We start from the raw sequence: 15,898 nt of genomic DNA, 5'->3' as shown, positions 1-15,898 counted from the left end.
CCCCTGCTCCCCCTCCGGTCCCGCGCCCCCGTCCGCCGACGCGCGGCCGCCCTGGTCAGGTCCGTGGAGGCCCGCCCAAGTACGTGAAGGACCCCTTCATTGCGTCTAGCGCAGTGAAGGGGGCCTTCATTGCGTCTAGCGCAGTGAAGGGGGCCTTCACGTACTTACTTAGCCCACTTGGGTCGCGGAGGTGGGACGTAGTCCGCGAAGCCGTCCAGAAGCGAAGAAGCGTCCGAGTCGATCGAGAGCATGTCCCGGTACCCCGCCGACAGGAAGCCCTCCGAAACCATGTGGTCGGCGAACTTCAGCAGCGGCGCGTAGTACCCGCCGACGTCGACCAGCCCGATCGGCTTCTCGTGCAGCCCGAGCTGCGCCCACGTCCAGACTTCGAACAGCTCCTCCAGCGTCCCGGCACCGCCCGGCAGCGCGAGGAATCCGTCGGACAGCGCGGCCATCTTCGCCTTGCGCTGGTGCATGTCGGCGACGACGTGCAGTTCGGTCAGGCCCGCGTGCGCGATCTCGACGCTGCCCAGCGCCTCCGGGATCACGCCGATCACCTCGCCACCCGCGGCCAGCGCGGCGTCCGCGACGACGCCCATCGTCCCGACCGAGGCCCCGCCGTAGACGAGCCCGATGCCGCGAGAGGCCAGCAACGTACCCAGTGCCTTCGCTTCGAGTGCGTAGCGCGGGTCGAAGCCCATCGACGAACCGCAGAAGACGCAAACCCGGCGCGGAGCCGGCATCAGTGGGTGTTCTCCCATGCCTGGTACGAGTCCTGCACCACCCGCACGGCATCGTCGATGTCGTCGGTGACGTGCAGCAGGTCGAGGTCCTTCTCGCCGATTTTGCCCTCGGCGAGCAGCGTCTTGGCGATCCAGTCGTACAGGCCGCCCCAGTAGTCGCTGCCGAACAGCACGACCGGGAACTTCGTGACCTTCTTCGTCTGCACCAGGGTGAGCGCCTCGAACAGCTCGTCGAGCGTGCCGAACCCGCCGGGCAGGCAGATGAACGCCTGCGAGTACTTGATGAACATCGTCTTGCGGGCGAAGAAGTACCGGAAGTTGACGCCGAGGTCGACCCACGGATTCAGGCCCTGCTCGAACGGCAGCTCGATGCCGAGGCCGACGGAGAACCCGCCCGCCTCGTTGGCGCCGCGGTTCACCGCTTCCATCGCGCCGGGGCCGCCGCCGGTCATCACCGCGAAGCCGGCGTCGGCGAGCGCGCCGCCGATCTTGCGGCCGAGTTCGTACTCCGGGTGGTCCCGTTTGGTCCGCGCCGAGCCGAACACGGTCACCGCGCGCGGCACCTCGGCCAGCGCGCCGAAGCCCTCGACGAACTCCGCCTGGATCCGCAGCACGCGCCACGGGTCGGTGTGCACCCAGTCACTCGGCCCGCGTGAGTCCAGCAGGCGCTGGTCGGTGGTGCTGCCCTGGTCACGGCGATCCCGCCGCAACACGACCGGGCCCTTGTGGCGCTCGATCGGACGTTCCGGGTACTGGCCGTCGGGGAACTCGCTGTTTGTCTCACTCACCCAACCAAGACTACGACGTCGTCACCGTCCGGAGCGGCAGCATCGCCGCGAACAGGAGTTGTCGGATTCGCGAACGCGGGGCCCGCCGGAGAGCGGGCCCCGCGAACGTACCTAAGAACGTCCTGCCAGCGAGAACGCGAGCATCGCCGTCGAAGTGAAGTCGATGGCGGGTTCGTTGCTCGGCCACGAGGCCAGGTCGTCGGTGTAGCGGGACTCGGTCGTGTCGAAGGCGTCGTACGGCTTCGTGCACTCCTTGGCCCCGGCCGGGAACGGCAGGTCCGCGAAGTGCCCGGCCCCGTTCGGACCGTTCACGACCGCGCCGTAGAGCACCTTCTCCTCGCCCGCGAGGTTGGCCGCCTGGTGGTGCGGGCACTTCGGGGACGTCGTGCCGACCCCGACGACCAGCGAGATACCCCACGCGTTCGCGCCGAGGGTGAAGTTCCGTTGCTGCGAACCGAACGCCGCGTACCGCCGATCACCGGTCACGTCGGCGTACAGCCGCTCGGTCGCGGCGAACCCGAAGCTCTTGCTGGCGGCGTCGAATTCGGTGACGGACACGGCAGTCCGGAAAGGACTCTTCGCCGCGTTCGCGACACCTTCGTCGAGCTGACGCCGAAGGTCGCCGATCAGCTCCTTCGGGCCGAGCGCGGCACCGGGGACGCCGTGCCGCAGGAGCTTCGCCAGTTCGGCGTGCGCCAGCGCGCTGGTGTCGTACAGGTTGAGCGTGCTCTTCTCTTCGAGGTCGATGTACGCCTTCGCCCAGTGCGCCGCCTGCCGCGTCCATTCGACGGATCGCGGATCCCGCAAGGCCTTGCCCGCCAAGGCGAGCTGCGTCGCGCCGAGTTCCATGTCGTCGCGCCAGGACGATTCCGGGTAGTAGGCGTGCGGGAACGCGGTGACGAGTTCGCCGACGTCCTCGGTCTTGGCCTGCGCGAAGACGGAGGCGGCCTCGGCGAGGTACTTCCTTGCCAGCACGGGGTTCCGCTTCACCTCGACCTGCGCGCCGAGCGCGAACGCCGCGGCCACGCGGCCGGCGAGGTTCGGGCTGAGCGCGGTGCCACCGGGGTTGGCGGGGAAGACCGGCCGGTGCTTGACGAAGTACTTGGGGTCACCGGGTTTCACGTCGAGCGGGTCGTCGTCGTGCGGGTTCCGCCAGACGTCGTGGTCGCCGAGGAACCCGAATTCGTCACTGCCCGTCCCGATCCCGACCTGGGCGTACAGCGTCTTGCTCCGCTGGTCCCACATCTTGTCGAGCCAGTCGAGGCCGAGCGTGACCTCCTTGGCCAGCACTGGGTCGTACCCCTCGCGGAGCACGTAACCCAGCTCCGCCAGCGAATACGCCGTGTTCGAGGTGAACTTGACGAAGTCACCCGCGTCGACCCAGCCCCCTTCGACGTCGATCGGCCCGCCGATCGGCTTCAGCGGTTCGGCGATCTCGTCGCCGCCCTCGCCGACGAACACCGGCCAGTCGTACACCGTGGCCTGCTTGTCCGCCAGATGTGACGGCTTCCGGTCGAGCCGCCCGGGGATGATGTCGTCGCCGTCACGCTGCGCCTGGAAGAACTCGGTGGTGGCGCGGACGAGCGGCGTGAAGAGCCGCTGCTTCGTGTCCACCCGGAACGTCGGCGAGGTCGCCTTGGTCTCGCCGCTGACCTCGATCCGGTACTTGCCCGGCAGCCAGACCTTCGACAGGTCGAGCTGGTACACCGCCGGATATTTCGCGTTCCACGCGCCGAGCGAGGAACCGGTCCGTCCACGATGGACGGTCCGGCCCCGTTCGTCGATCACCGAGAACGACCCCGGCGCACTGGACAGCAGATAGGCGTATTTGGTCTCGGTGATGCCGTAGCCGACCTGATCGACCCGGACCTCACCGCGCACCGCCGCCGCGGCCGAAACCGCCGGAACCGTCAAACCCCCGAGGACCAGTGCCGAAACCGCGGCCACCGCCCGGGACCAGGAACTCACCATCATCGGCGCCCCGCTCATGACTCGTCAGATTAGTTAAGAAAGTTTCCTTTTTATCGCGCAAGACGCTAGCGCCGGGACGACCCCCAGTCAATATGTCCGATTCGCCGGGTGGAAGTCACCGGATTGGCACGGCTGTCAGCGGGTATCCCACAGAGATGACCCCCACCTGGCATGAGCGCATGACCGGCTGGCACAAATCGAGCCACACCCACTGGGAAGAGAACGCCTGTGTCGAGGTCGGCATCGACGGGGCGCGTGTCGGCATCCGTGACACCAAGCAGCGGGAACTCCCGTCCGAGGTCAGACCGGTCCTCGTGGTATCGGTGAGCGGCTTCACCGCGTTGCTCACCCACCTCTCCGGCTGAACCCCGGTACCCGCCGGGCAATCGTCTACCGTGGACCGATGCCGTCACCGCGAACCGAGGCCGAACCGCTCGGCGCGCGGATCCGGCGGTTGCGCAAGGCGCGCGGGCTGACTCAGCGTGAGCTCGCCGAGCCCCGGTACGACCGCGGTTTCCTCGCCAAGGTCGAGTCCGGCAGCCGCGTGCCCTCCGACGACGTCCTGTCCCATCTCGCCCGGCGGCTCGGGCTGACGGCGGACGAACTCCGCTTCGGCAGACCGCCGGGTGCCGCCGCGGACCTCACCGACGCACTGGAAAGTGCATATCGGGAATTGCAGCGAGGCGGACTCGGGTCCGCCGAGCGCGAATTCGCGCGGATAGAACAGCGCGCGGCCGCGTACCGGCTGCCCGACGTCCAGTGCCACGCGCGGTTCTATCTCGGCGAGGTCCACTGGCAGCGCTATGACATCCCGTTGGCGGACAAGGGGTTCGCGCACGCCATGGAACTCGCCGAAGCCGCGTCACCACGGCTGCGCGCGATGATCGTCAACCGGGTGGCCGCCTGCCGCGCGCTGTCGGGTGACTTGGGCGCATCGGTCGCCTTGACCGAAACCGCGCTCGCCGGGCTCCGCGCCGACGGCCCCGTCGACCCCGACGCCGAACTCGCACTGGTGACCGCGCTGATCCACCCGCTCATCGAAATGGGCGCGCTCCGCCGCGCGCGACGGGCAGCCGAAGAAGGACGGCGCGCGCTGGTTTTCGCTCAGCGCAAGGACATCTCCGCGCGATATCACCGGCAGGCCGCGCAGCTGTGGCAGGCGATCGGCCTGGCCGATCGCGCTGAGAAGGATCTTTCGCGGGCACTGCGGCTGTTCACCTCCATCGGCTACGACCGGGACGCCGCGCGGAGCCGCTGGGCCCGCGGCTTCCTGTGGCGACGGCTGGGCAAACTCGACGACGCGCACGCCGAACTCCTGCTCGCCCGCGACCTCCTCGCCAAGGCCGGTTCGCGCGAAGGCGTGCTCGGTGCGACCATCGAACTCGCCGACGTCCGCCGCCGCCAAGGGGCGCTCGACGAGGCCGCCGAACTCGCCGAGGGGATCCGGCCGCTTCTGGATCGATCCCCCGACATCGAGGCGAAGGCGGAGGTTCTCCGGTTACTGGGACTCATCGCCCGTGCCCGCGGCGATCTGCCCGAGGCGACCGCCTTACTCGAAGAAGCCGCCACCGCGCAGGAAAACTCCGAACTGCGCGGAGCCCTCGTGGCGACCTCGCTGCATTTGGGTGACACCTTGCGTGCCCGCGGACTGCTCGACGAGGCGGTGGCGGCCTATCGGCGCGGCGTACGCGCGGCCGCTATGTCCGATTCCGGGCCGGTGGACTGAAAACCATACGAAAGTCGCCATATATCGCAACCGGCGGGAAAAGCCTTACTACACAGGGATTTTAATCCTCGCATATTGATCTTCACCCGCCCCGCTAGGCCATCCGGCCCATTGACGGGCCTGTGACCGGCTCCTTTACTCGGACGTGTCCGTCGAGATAACTCCAGTTATCCGAATGGACACGCTCCCCGTCCCCCGCCGTGTTCCCCGACTCGGTCGCATTCCCCGCCGCGCCGCTGGCCGCCGGGTTCACGGTCCTGCCCATGGAAGGTTCCCCATGACCGTTCAGCGAGGGCTCAGAACAGGGTTGGCGGCCATCGCCGGCCTTGCCCTGAGCATGACGTTCCCGGTGACCCCGGCGAACGCGACCACCGCGACCATCCAACCCGCGAGCCCCGACTCGGTGGCCGCGAGCGCGGCCGACCGGGCCGCCGCGACTGGTGTAGACCAGTTGCGCAAGGGTGCCGACGAAGGCTTCCGCCGCGTCGGACTGACCCCTGGTGGCGGAGGGCTCTTTTACGCCGCTTACGAACGGACTTACCGTGGCCTGCCGGTCGTCGGCGGGGACGCGGTGGTGGTCGCCGACGGCGCCGGGCGCGTCCGCGGTACCAGCGCCGCGGAGACCGCGGCGATCTCGGTCGACACCAAGGCCAGGATCACGGCGGCGAAGGCGGCCGAGGTCGCCCGCGGCCAGCTGTCCAAAGTAGACAGTGTCACCGCGCCGAACCTCGTCGTGCTGGCGGGGAACTCCCCCAAACTCGCCTACGAGGTCGTCGTCGCGGGTACCAAGGCGGCGACGCCGAGCAACCTGCACGTCTTCGTGGACGGCACCACCGGCGCGGTCATCCAGACGCGTGACGACGTCAAGATGTCCAACTTCCCCACCGCCGCGAAGGCCACGTCGAACGACGTCAGCGTGCTGGGCGCCGGGAACAGCTACTACGTCGGCAACGTCACCATCGACACGACGAACTCCGGCGGCACCTACACCATGCGCGACCCGCAGCGCAGCAACATCAGCTGTGCCCGCCAGAACGGCTCGCCGTTCAGCGGTCCGGACGACAACTGGGGCAACGGCACCGGCACCGACCTGGAAACCGCTTGCGTCGACGCGCTCTTCGGCGTCCAGACCGAGTGGAAGATGCTGAGCGAATGGCTCGGCCGCAACGGTATCAACGGCAATGGCGGCGGCTTCCCCGCCTACGTCGGCCTCAACCAGGCCAACGCCTTCTGGAACGGCTCGTCCACCACTTACGGCCGCTCGTCGGACAGCCAGCGCCAGGCCACCCCGATGGACGTCGTCGCGCACGAGTACGGCCACGCCATCTTCCAGACCACGCCGGGTGGCGCGGGCAGCGGCAACGAGAACGGCGGCCTCAACGAGTCCACCGGTGACATCTTCGGTGCCATGACCGAGCACTACGCGAACAACGCCAAGGACCGCCCGGACTACGACGTCGGCGAGGGCGTGAACCTGGTCGGACAGGGCCCGATCCGCTACATGAACCAGCCGAGCCGGATTTCGGGCAACCCGAACTGCTACTCGTCGTCCATCCCGAACACCGAGGTGCACGCCGCCGCCGGCCCGCAGAACCACTGGTTCTACCTGCTGGCCGAGGGCACCGCGCCGGTCGGCAAGCCGACCAGCCCGACCTGCAACAACACCTCGATCACCGGTATCGGCATCCAGAAGGCCGGGAAGATCTTCTACAACGGCCTGTTGAAGAAGACCTCCAGCTGGAACCACCGGGCGGCCCGCAAGGCCACCCTGGAGGCGGCGCTCGCCCTGTACCCGGGTTCCTGCACCGAGTTCAACACCACCAAGGCGGCGTGGGAGGCCATCAGCGTCCCCGCGGCGACCGGTGAACCGACCTCGTGCACCCCGCAGGGCAACGACTTCTCGGTCGGCGTCACCCCGGCTTCGGGCACCGTCAAGCCCGGCGAGTCGGCGACCGTCACGGTGAACACCGCGACCGTCAACGGTGCGGCCCAGTCGGTGGCGCTGACCGCCTCCGGCCTCCCCGCCGGGGCGACCGCGACGTTCGACCCGGCCTCGGTCCAGTCCGGTGCCTCCTCGACGCTCACCATCGCGACGTCGGCGAGCACCCCTGACGGCACCAGCACCATCACGGTGACCGGCACCGCGGCCAGCGGCGCGCACACCGCGCAGTACACGCTGACCGTCGGCGCCGGCGGCAACATCCGGACGTTCGGCAACGACACCGACTTCCCGCTGAACGACTACGCCACGGTGAACAGCCCGATCACCTCGACCGCCACCGGCAACGCCGTGTCGCCGGTGAAGGTGACCGTCACCGGTACGCACACCTGCTCCGAGGACCTTCGCATCAGCCTGAAGGCCCCCGACGGCAGCACGTACTCGGTGAAGGCGACCGGTTCCCTGCCCTGCACCGATCTGGGCACCCGGAACTACTCGGTCCCGGTGACCAACGAAGTCGCGGCGGGCACTTGGACCCTCGTGCTCTACGACGCCTACGCACAGGACACCGGCACGCTCAGCAGCTGGTCGATCACCGTCTAGCACTCCCCCGCACGTGAAGGACTCCTTCTCCCGTCCATCCATGCCCCCGCCGCCGCCCTCACCGGACGTGCTGCGCACGCGGATGGAATTCAACCGGGGGAAGGAGTCCTTCACGCGAACCCGATCCAGGAAGGGAACCCCGGCATGAAGTGGGGAAAGCGAATAGGAGCGGCCGTCATCGGCATGGCCGCCGTACTGGGGGTCGTCGTGACACCCGCGCAGGCCGTCACGGCCGCGACCAGCAACGCCGCGCCGGACATCTCGCTCGCGAACATCAAGGCGCACCTGAGTTCTTTGCAAACGATCGCCAACCAGAACGGCGGCAACCGCGCCTCGGGGCGGCCGGGCTACCCGGCGTCGGTGTCCTATGTGGCGCAGAAGCTGCGTGACGCCGGCTACAACGTCACGCTCCAGACCTGCACGAGTTGCGCGGGCCAGAGCCAGAACATCATCGCGGAATGGCCGCAGGGTGACGCCAACCAGGTCATCATGCTCGGCGCGCACCTCGACAGCGTCGCCGCCGGCCCCGGCATCAACGACAACGGCTCTGGCTCGGCGTCGATCCTCGAAGTCGCGCTGACCCTGGCCCGCGAGAACCCGACGATGGCCAAGCGGGTCCGCTTCGGCTGGTGGGCCGACGAGGAGTCCGGCCTGCGTGGGTCCAAGCACTACGTCGCCAACCTGCCGGCCGCCGAGCGCACGAAGATCAAGACCTACTTGAACTTCGACATGATCGGCTCCGACAACTGGGGCTACTTCGTCTACGACGACGTCGCTTCGGTCAAGGCGGTGTTCGACGAGTACTTCACCTCGATCGGCATCCGGACCGAAGGTGACACCGAGGGCGACGGCCGCTCGGACCACGCCTCGTTCAAGAGCGCGGGCATCCCGGTCGGCGGCCTCGCGACCGGTGCGGGCTACACCAAGAGCGCCGCTCAGCAACAGAAATGGGGCGGCACCGCCGGGCGGGCGTTCGACAGCTGCTACCACCGCGCCTGCGACACGCTGTCCAACATCCCGGACACCCCGCTGGAGAAGAACAGCGACGCGATCGGCTACGCGGTCTGGAAGCTCGCCGTCGGCGCGTCGACGGGCCCCGACTTCTCGCTGGCGCTCTCCCCCTCCTCCGGCACTGTCCAAGCCGGACAGTCGGCCACCGTCACGGTCACCACCGCGACGACTTCCGGTGCGGCACAAGCGGTCTCACTGAGCGCCAGCGGCCTCCCCGCCGGGGCGACCGCGACGTTCAACCCGGCTTCGGTCCAGTCCGGTGCCTCCTCGACCCTCACCATCGCGACGTCGGCGAGCACTCCCAACGGCACCAGCACGATCACGGTGCTCGGTGACGGGACCGCGGTGGACCGCACGGCGCAGTACACGCTCACCGTCGGCGACGTCAGCGTGCGCACGTTCACCAACGGCACCGATTTCGCGCTCCCCGACTACGCCACGGTGAACAGTCCGATCACCTCCAGCGCAACGGGTTCGGCGACCTCGCCGGTGAAGGTGACGGTCACCGGAACGCACACCTGTTCCGAGGACCTGCGGATCAGCCTGAAGGCGCCGGACGGCAGCACCTACTCGGTCAAGGCCACCGGTTCCCTTCCGTGTACCGACCTCGGTACCCGGAGCTACTCGGTCCCGGTGACCAATGAAGCCGCGTCCGGCACTTGGACGCTCGTGCTCTACGACGCCTACGCCCAGGACACCGGCACGCTCGACAGCTGGACCATCACGGTCTGATCAGCTGAGCCAGAGGGCCATCTCACGAGGACACCCGGCCTCGTGAGATGGCCTTCGTGTTTCCCTGGCGAGAATTTCGGACAACCTTTCGATATCTGGTCTAGACCACCCGATCGTCGGTAGCGCCACTCGTGCACGGCGACCTATGTTGAGCCGAACGGCCGCTTCCTGTTCGTTCACAACCGCTTTCGAGATGGGAGCTGGGTATGTTCGGTCGCGTCTCACGGCTGCTCGCAATCACCGGCGCGGCGGTACTCGCCGTCACCACACTGGTCGTCCTGACCCCGGCGCAGGCGTCGGTGGACGCCGAGGTCTGCGCGGTCAAAGCGAAACCCGCCGGCAAGATCCTGCAAGGCTATTGGGAGAACTGGGACGGCGCCTCGAACGGCGTCCATCCGCCGATGGGCTGGATCCCGATCACCGACGCGCGGATCAAGGCCAACGGATACAACGTGATCAACGCGGCCTTTCCGGTCATCCTGTCCGACGGAACGGCAAAATGGGAGGATGGGATGGACGCGACTGTGAAGGTCGCGACACCGTCCGAAATGTGCGCCGCGAAGGACGCGGGCGCGACGATCCTGATGTCGATCGGCGGTGCCACCGCGGGCATCGACCTGAACTCGGCCACCGTGGCGGACAAGTTCGTCGCGACCATCGTGCCGATCCTGAAGAAGTACAACTTCGACGGGATCGACATCGACATCGAGACGGGCCTCGTCGGCAACGGGAACATCAACACGCTTTCCGCGTCGCAGCAGAACCTCATCCGCATCATCGACGGCGTACTCGCCGCGATGCCGCCGAACTTCGGGCTCACCATGGCACCCGAGACCGCGTACGTCACCGGCGGCAGCGTCGTCTACGGCTCGATCTGGGGCGCGTACCTGCCGATCATCAAGAAGTACGCGGACAACGGCAAGCTGTGGTGGCTGAACATGCAGTACTACAACGGAAGCATGTACGGCTGCTCCGGCGATTCGTACCAGGCCGGGACGGTGCAGGGCTTCGTCGCGCAAACCAACTGCCTCGACAAGGGCCTGGTGATCCAGGGCCAGACGATCCGGGTTCCCTACGACAAGCAGGCGCCGGGGCTGCCCGCGCAGGCCGGTGCCGGTGGCGGCTACATGTCGCCGAGCCTGGTTTCCCAGGCGTACCGGAGCATTCCGGCACTCAAGGGCCTGATGACGTGGTCGATCAACTGGGACGGTTCGCGGAACTGGACCTTCGGGAACAACGTGAGGTCGTTGCAGGGCCGCTGAGCATCTCGTGCGGCACCCCGGCGCGAGTAGTCCCGGCGCAAGTAGTCCTCTAGTTGCGGTCCTTGCACACGCAACTACCGCAACTAGAGGACTACTCGCGGTCGGCCGGTGGGTCGCGCGCGCGACCTTTCGGCGCGTTCGGCCGTATCGTTCCCCGGTATGGGCGAGGAGGTCGGCGGACGGTTGCGGCGGTTACGCGCCGAACGCGGCCTCACCCAGCGTGAACTCGCCGAACCGCACTACACCGCCGCGTACGTTTCGTCCGTCGAGACGGGCGCCCGGACCCCGTCCGGTGACGCGTTGCGCCACTTCGCCGCGCGGCTCGGGGTGGACACCGGCGAACTGCTCGGCGTGACCTCGCCCCGCGACGACGTCCGGCTCGACCTGGACATCGCGGCGGCCGCGGCGGACTTCCTCGCGGGGAACGGGTCGGCTCCGAAGATGCGGCGGCTGGCGCGGCGCGCGCAGGGGATCGGCAGGACCCGTCAGGCCGGGCTCGCCTGGCTGTGGCTCGCGCGATACGCCGCAGGCGAAGCTCGGCCGCGGCTGGTGGTCGCCGCCGAAACCGCGCTCGGCGGCGACATCCCGCCGTATCGGGAATTGGCCGTGGCGCTGCGGGCGAACGTCCTGATCGACCGCGGCGAGCCGCATCACGCGATGCACCTGCTCCGGACCGCGCTCGACGCGAGCCTCGACCGTCATCCGCATCCGGTGCTCCTGCTGACGCTGCACGCGTACCTCGCCGAAGGGCGGCTCCGCCTCGGCGAAACCACTCAGGCCGCGCAACACGCGGGCAAGGCGTTGCGGCTGGTCCGCGGCGGCGAGGAGCTCCTGGCCGAGCTCACCGGGAACCAGCGGCGGCTGGCCGAGGCCTATCTCGGCGAAGGACGGGTGGCCGACGCCGTCGCGGCCGTGTCGGCGCTGCACGACCTGCTCCACGAACGCGCGCTGCGGCCGGTGCTGGCCCGGTGCCTGTTCGCGCGGGCGCTGGTCCGGCGAGCCGACGATCCCGAGGGCGCTCTCGCGGACCTTCGCGCGTCACGAGCGGCCGTCTCCGATCACGCCGTCACCTTGGAACTCGCCGATCTCAGCCGCGAACTCGGCCGTATCGACGACGCCGCCGTACTGCTCGCCGAAGCGGCCGAAGCCATCCCGGGTGACTCGCCACACTCCGCGTCCCTCACCTTCCAGCAAGGCTTACTCGCTCTGGCTCGCGGAGACCTTGAAGCAGCTGAAGCAGGCTTCGCGCACGCCATCGACGTCGCCGCCCTCCGCGAGGCTCGCGGCGTCCTGGCTGCTTCGGTGGATAAGGCGGGAGAGCTGCTTCGCGACCAGGGACGCTCTGAAGAGGCCGCAGACCTGTTGCGGCGCGGACTACTCCTATTAGGCGCCGAAGAGGACATTCCCACGTGACCGCAGTGGACTTGGCAAACATCCGCACCCGGCTGGTGGGCCGATTCGGTCCTGACGCCGAAGAATGGCTCGCCGGCGTTCCGACCCTCGCCGCGCGGCTGGCCTCTCGGTGGGATTTCGCGCTCGGCGAGTTGTTCGACAGCGGCGCATCGTCCGTCGTCCTGCGGTGCCGCTGGTCCGACGGGACCCCGGCGGTGCTCAAACTCAGCCCGGACGGGACACTGCTGGCCGAGCAGGTCGAGATGCTGCGGGTGTTCGCCTCGTCGGGCCGCGTGCCCGCCGTGCTGGCCGCCGACGCGGCCGCCGGGGCGATGGTGCTGGAGGAGATCCTGCCGGGCACCGAGGCCGGGGACCTGCCGTCGTCGTCTTTGCCACGGCGATGGGGAGAACTGCTCACCGCGCTGCACTCCGTGGACACGCCCGCGCGGTGGCCGTCGAGCCTGCGCGGCCGATGCGGGGAAGCCTTCGACCGGATCGGCCGGAAACTGACCGAACCGGCCATCGCCGCCAGGATCGGCCCGGACACCTGGCAGCGGGCGATCGAACGCTGCGAGAAGTTGCTGGACACGCAGGACAGGGTCGTGGTGCTCCACGGCGATCTGCACCTCGGCAACGTCCTGGACGGCGGCCCGTCACGCGGCCTGATCGCGATCGATCCGAAGGCGTGCCTGGGCGATCCGTGTTACGACGCCGTCGACTACGTGGTGTCCGGCGCCGGACAGGAGGGCGTCGAGGCCCGCTGCCGCCTGGTGGCGAACGCGTGCGGGCTCGACGGGGGAAGGTTGTACGCCTGGAGCCGGGTCATCGCGCCCATGTTCGCCATCGCGTACCTCACCTCTGGCGGCCCGGCACGGGCGATCGACGAACTGCTCGCCCTGGCTAGCTGAGGAATTCGCGCAGCACCGCGGCGACCTGCCGGATCTCACCGGCCCGCACGTTCTCCTGCCGCGTGTGCGCCAGCGTCGGGTCGCCGGGCCCGAAGTTCACCGCCGGAATCCCGAGAGCCGCGAAGCGCGCGACGTCGGTCCAGCCCAGCTTCGCGACAACCTTGCCGCCTGCCGCCGCGACCAGCTCGGCCGCCGCGGGGGCGCTCAGACCAGGCAGCGCCCCTGGCGACAAGTCGACAATCTTGACGTCATAGCCCTCGAAGACCTCGCGAAGGTGCGCTTCGGCCTCCTCGGCACCGCGGTCGGGTGCGAACCGGTGGTTGATCGTGAGCACGGCCTCGTCCGGCACGACATTGCCCGCGACACCGCCGCCGATCTTGGTGGCCTGCAAACCTTCGCGATAGGTCAGGCCGTCGATGTCGACCACGCGCGGGGTGTACTCGGCCAGCCTGCGCAGCGGTTCGGCGAGGCCGTGGATCGCGTTGACGCCCATCCACCCGCGCGCGGTGTGCGCCCGGACGCCTTCGACGCGGATCTCGATCCGCATCGTGCCCTGGCAACCCCCCTCGATACCGCCGTTCGACGGCTCGCCGAGGATCGCGAGGTCTGCCCGCAGCCACTCGGGCGACTCGCGCTCGATGCGGCCGAGACCGTTCTTCGTCGCTTCGATCTCTTCGCAGTCGTAGAAGACAAAGGTCAGATCGTGCCTCGGCTCGCGCACGGTGGCGGCGAGGTGCAGGAAAACGGCGTCGCCACTCTTCATGTCGACGGTGCCCAGGCCGTGCAGGACCTCGTCGTCACCGGTCCCCTCACGACGTACCGGCATGTTCTCGTTGACCGGAACGGTGTCGAGATGCCCGGCCAGCATCACCCGCGAAGGGCGGCCGAGGTTCGTGCGGGCGAGGACGGCGTCGCCGTTGCGGATCACCTCGAGGTGCGGCGCCTGTGTCTCCAGCGCGGCCTGCACGGTGTCCGCGATGACCTTCTCCTCTTCCGAGACGCTGAAGATGTCCACCAGCGCGGCGGTGAGATCGACGGGGTCCGCGTGCAGATCGAGCGAAGGCATGCCCGCACCGTACCGGCGAGGCGGCGGGGCTACCGTGAAGGAGTGCGCATGCGAGTGATCGTGGCCTGCCTTCTCCTGGTGACCAGCGGCTGCGGATCGGGTGAGGCCCCGGTGACGGTGAAGCCCACCCAGAGCGCCGGGCCGGACGTGCTGCCGATCAAGCTCAAGGCGCTGACCACCGACCAGTGCTACCTGACGCCCGGCACCGAGTCGCCCAAGGGCTGCCAGAAGTACGTCACCGAACTATCCGGCGCGGCGGGCGGCATCCGCAAGCGCCGCCCGGACCTGTCGTCGCACGCCGACACCCTCGACCGCCCGATCTCGGCGTTCCGCACCGCGAACTGCCAGGACCAGGCGGCCCCCGGCGGCCCGTGCGGACAGGCGCTGGCCGACATGTCGGCGGCGTTGACCTCGGTGAAGAGCCTCGTCGGCGGCTGAGCCCGGTCACTGGGTTACCGTTCAGGGCGTGAGCGAGCAGACCCCTGATCCCGAAACGACCGGCGCCGGCGGCGTCGGACTGGCCACCGTCACGACCGACGGCACGGTGCTGGACACCTGGTTCCCGCTGCCCAAGCTGACCGAGAGCGCCGACGGCAAACCCGGCACGGTGCGGCTGACCGCCGAAGAGGCCACCGAGGCCCTCGGCGAGGCGGCCGCCGCCCAACTCGGGCCGGACACCGACCGCGGTGTCGAGGTCGTCGCGGTCCGCACGACCATCGCCCGGCTCGCCGACGCCCCCGGCGACACGCACGACGTCTACCTGCGCCTTCACCTGCTGTCGCACCGCATGATCCGGCCACACGGCGCGAGCCTGGACGGCATCTTCGGCCTGCTGGCGAACGTCGTGTGGACCAACCACGGGCCGTGCCCCGTCGAGGGCTTCGAAGCGACCCGGCTGCGGCTGCGGGCACGCGGCAACGTCACCGTCTACTGCGTGGACAAGTTCCCGCGGATGGTCGACTACGTCGTGCCCACCGGCGTCCGCATCGCCGACGCCGACCGCGCCCGGCTCGGCGCGCACCTGGCCAACGGCACCACGGTCATGCACGAGGGCTTCGTCAACTTCAACGCCGGCACGCTCGGCGCCTCGATGGTCGAAGGCCGGATCTCGGCGGGCGTCGTCGTCGGTGACGGCTCCGACGTCGGCGGCGGCGCGTCGATCATGGGCACGCTGTCCGGTGGTGGCAAGGAGACCATCTCGATCGGCGAGCGCTGCCTGATCGGCGCGAACGGCGGCGTCGGCATCTCGCTCGGCGACGACTCAGTCGTCGAGGCGGGCCTGTACGTCACCGCGGGCACGAAGGTGAGCTTCGAGGGCAAGGTCGTGAAGGCGCTGGAGCTGTCCGGCATCTCGGGCGCGGTGTTCCGGCGGAACTCCGGGACCGGCGCGGTCGAGGTCGTCGCGCGCACCGGCGTCGGGATCGAGCTGAACGCGGCCCTGCACGCCAACTGACCTGCGGGTGTGCGGAAAGAGACCCGGCCCGGGCACTTCACGCGCGGGAGCAAGGGACCTTTGCTATCGCTTGGGTCTCCTAGACGGTTGATTCCGTGAAGGTGGCGTGAGTGGGTGACTGGTGAGGTAACGGTGGTGGCGGTTGGGGCTCGGTCGAGACGGGCGCGCTGCGGGGTTGATGGTCCCAATGTGGCATTGGGTGCAGTGGCTGCGGGCGTTTACAGCGGTTGGCTCCCTGATGGCCAACGCCCCAGCGGAGATCCTTCGCGCGGACGAACGGTAAACCCTCCACTTCGCGCGATCT

The 15,898-nt window shown here is 68.9% G+C and carries 13 protein-coding genes; 9 read left to right on the top strand and 4 right to left on the bottom strand.

Annotated features, from left to right (window positions below):
- Positions 1 to 164: 164 nt before the first annotated feature.
- The 3 genes from BS329_RS22910 to BS329_RS22900 form a co-directional block, all read right to left on the bottom strand.
- Positions 165 to 743, bottom strand: a complete 579-nt coding sequence (locus tag BS329_RS22910) for an LOG family protein (protein ID WP_084750088.1) — start codon at positions 741 to 743, stop codon at positions 165 to 167.
- Positions 743 to 1,531, bottom strand: coding sequence for an LOG family protein (locus BS329_RS22905; protein ID WP_076163273.1), 789 nt, complete (start codon positions 1,529 to 1,531; stop codon positions 743 to 745). The genes BS329_RS22910 and BS329_RS22905 overlap by 1 nt, the downstream gene beginning before the upstream one ends.
- Positions 1,532 to 1,642: 111 nt before the next feature.
- Positions 1,643 to 3,505, bottom strand: a complete 1,863-nt coding sequence (locus BS329_RS22900) for a glycoside hydrolase family 9 protein (RefSeq protein ID WP_076163451.1) — start codon at positions 3,503 to 3,505, stop codon at positions 1,643 to 1,645.
- A gap of 152 nt (positions 3,506 to 3,657) precedes the next feature.
- On the opposite strand from BS329_RS22900, the gene BS329_RS22895 reads away from it, so the two are divergent.
- The 7 genes from BS329_RS22895 (at position 3,658) to BS329_RS22865 (ending at position 13,075) form a co-directional block, all read left to right on the top strand.
- Complete coding sequence (locus BS329_RS22895) at positions 3,658 to 3,867, top strand: DUF397 domain-containing protein (RefSeq protein ID WP_076163272.1); 210 nt, start codon at positions 3,658 to 3,660, stop codon at positions 3,865 to 3,867.
- Positions 3,868 to 3,905: 38 nt separating this feature from the next.
- Positions 3,906 to 5,228 carry a helix-turn-helix domain-containing protein gene (locus BS329_RS22890; protein ID WP_084750085.1) on the top strand — a complete coding sequence of 441 codons (1,323 nt, stop codon included), beginning with the start codon at positions 3,906 to 3,908 and terminating at the stop codon, positions 5,226 to 5,228.
- 277 nt (positions 5,229 to 5,505) lie between these two features.
- Entirely contained in the window at positions 5,506 to 7,770 is a 2,265-nt protein-coding gene (locus tag BS329_RS22885) for a M4 family metallopeptidase (protein WP_143253153.1), read from the top strand.
- A 144-nt stretch (positions 7,771 to 7,914) separates the two neighbouring features.
- Positions 7,915 to 9,513 carry a M20/M25/M40 family metallo-hydrolase gene (locus tag BS329_RS22880; protein ID WP_076163270.1) on the top strand — a complete coding sequence of 533 codons (1,599 nt, stop codon included), beginning with the start codon at positions 7,915 to 7,917 and terminating at the stop codon, positions 9,511 to 9,513.
- Between the two features lie 206 nt (positions 9,514 to 9,719).
- The gene (locus tag BS329_RS22875; protein ID WP_076163269.1) at positions 9,720 to 10,775 is read left to right on the top strand and encodes a chitinase; all 1,056 of its coding nucleotides are present in this window, start codon (positions 9,720 to 9,722) and stop codon (positions 10,773 to 10,775) included.
- 159 nt (positions 10,776 to 10,934) lie between these two features.
- Entirely contained in the window at positions 10,935 to 12,188 is a 1,254-nt protein-coding gene (locus BS329_RS22870; protein ID WP_076163268.1) for a helix-turn-helix domain-containing protein, read from the top strand.
- Entirely contained in the window at positions 12,185 to 13,075 is an 891-nt protein-coding gene (locus BS329_RS22865; protein WP_208619256.1) for an aminoglycoside phosphotransferase family protein, read from the top strand. The genes BS329_RS22870 and BS329_RS22865 overlap by 4 nt, the downstream gene beginning before the upstream one ends.
- On the opposite strand, the gene dapE is transcribed toward BS329_RS22865, so the two are convergent.
- Positions 13,068 to 14,141 carry a succinyl-diaminopimelate desuccinylase gene (gene dapE, locus BS329_RS22860; RefSeq protein ID WP_076163267.1) on the bottom strand — a complete coding sequence of 358 codons (1,074 nt, stop codon included), beginning with the start codon at positions 14,139 to 14,141 and terminating at the stop codon, positions 13,068 to 13,070. The genes BS329_RS22865 and dapE overlap by 8 nt on opposite strands.
- A 48-nt stretch (positions 14,142 to 14,189) precedes the next feature.
- Here dapE and BS329_RS22855 point away from each other — a divergent pair, with 48 nt between their 5' ends.
- Together BS329_RS22855 and dapD are read left to right on the top strand one after the other, a co-directional pair.
- Positions 14,190 to 14,579: a hypothetical protein gene (locus tag BS329_RS22855; protein WP_244197253.1), complete on the top strand. Its 390-nt coding sequence runs from the start codon at positions 14,190 to 14,192 to the stop codon at positions 14,577 to 14,579.
- A gap of 28 nt (positions 14,580 to 14,607) precedes the next feature.
- Positions 14,608 to 15,594 carry a 2,3,4,5-tetrahydropyridine-2,6-dicarboxylate N-succinyltransferase gene (dapD, locus tag BS329_RS22850; RefSeq protein ID WP_076163265.1) on the top strand — a complete coding sequence of 329 codons (987 nt, stop codon included), beginning with the start codon at positions 14,608 to 14,610 and terminating at the stop codon, positions 15,592 to 15,594.
- The last annotated feature ends 304 nt before the right edge of the window (positions 15,595 to 15,898 follow it).

The organism is Amycolatopsis coloradensis (assembly GCF_001953865.1).
GTDB classification, from domain to species: domain Bacteria; phylum Actinomycetota; class Actinomycetes; order Mycobacteriales; family Pseudonocardiaceae; genus Amycolatopsis; species Amycolatopsis coloradensis.
This window is presented reverse-complemented; position numbering and strand designations above follow the sequence as displayed.

Excerpts from the sequence above, each read along its gene's own strand:
- BS329_RS22875 (WP_076163269.1), top strand. The coding sequence starts at position 9,720 with ATGTTCGGTCGCGTCTCACGGCTGCTCGCAATCACCGGCGCGGCGGTA.
- dapE (WP_076163267.1), bottom strand. The coding sequence starts at position 14,141 with ATGCCTTCGCTCGATCTGCACGCGGACCCCGTCGATCTCACCGCCGCG.
- BS329_RS22870 (WP_076163268.1), top strand. The coding sequence starts at position 10,935 with ATGGGCGAGGAGGTCGGCGGACGGTTGCGGCGGTTACGCGCCGAACGC.
- BS329_RS22910 (WP_084750088.1), bottom strand. The coding sequence starts at position 743 with ATGCCGGCTCCGCGCCGGGTTTGCGTCTTCTGCGGTTCGTCGATGGGC.
- BS329_RS22900 (WP_076163451.1), bottom strand. The coding sequence starts at position 3,505 with ATGATGGTGAGTTCCTGGTCCCGGGCGGTGGCCGCGGTTTCGGCACTG.
- BS329_RS22885 (WP_143253153.1), top strand. The coding sequence starts at position 5,506 with ATGACCGTTCAGCGAGGGCTCAGAACAGGGTTGGCGGCCATCGCCGGC.
- BS329_RS22855 (WP_244197253.1), top strand. The coding sequence starts at position 14,190 with ATGCGAGTGATCGTGGCCTGCCTTCTCCTGGTGACCAGCGGCTGCGGA.
- BS329_RS22890 (WP_084750085.1), top strand. The coding sequence starts at position 3,906 with ATGCCGTCACCGCGAACCGAGGCCGAACCGCTCGGCGCGCGGATCCGG.
- BS329_RS22880 (WP_076163270.1), top strand. The coding sequence starts at position 7,915 with ATGAAGTGGGGAAAGCGAATAGGAGCGGCCGTCATCGGCATGGCCGCC.
- BS329_RS22895 (WP_076163272.1), top strand. The coding sequence starts at position 3,658 with ATGACCCCCACCTGGCATGAGCGCATGACCGGCTGGCACAAATCGAGC.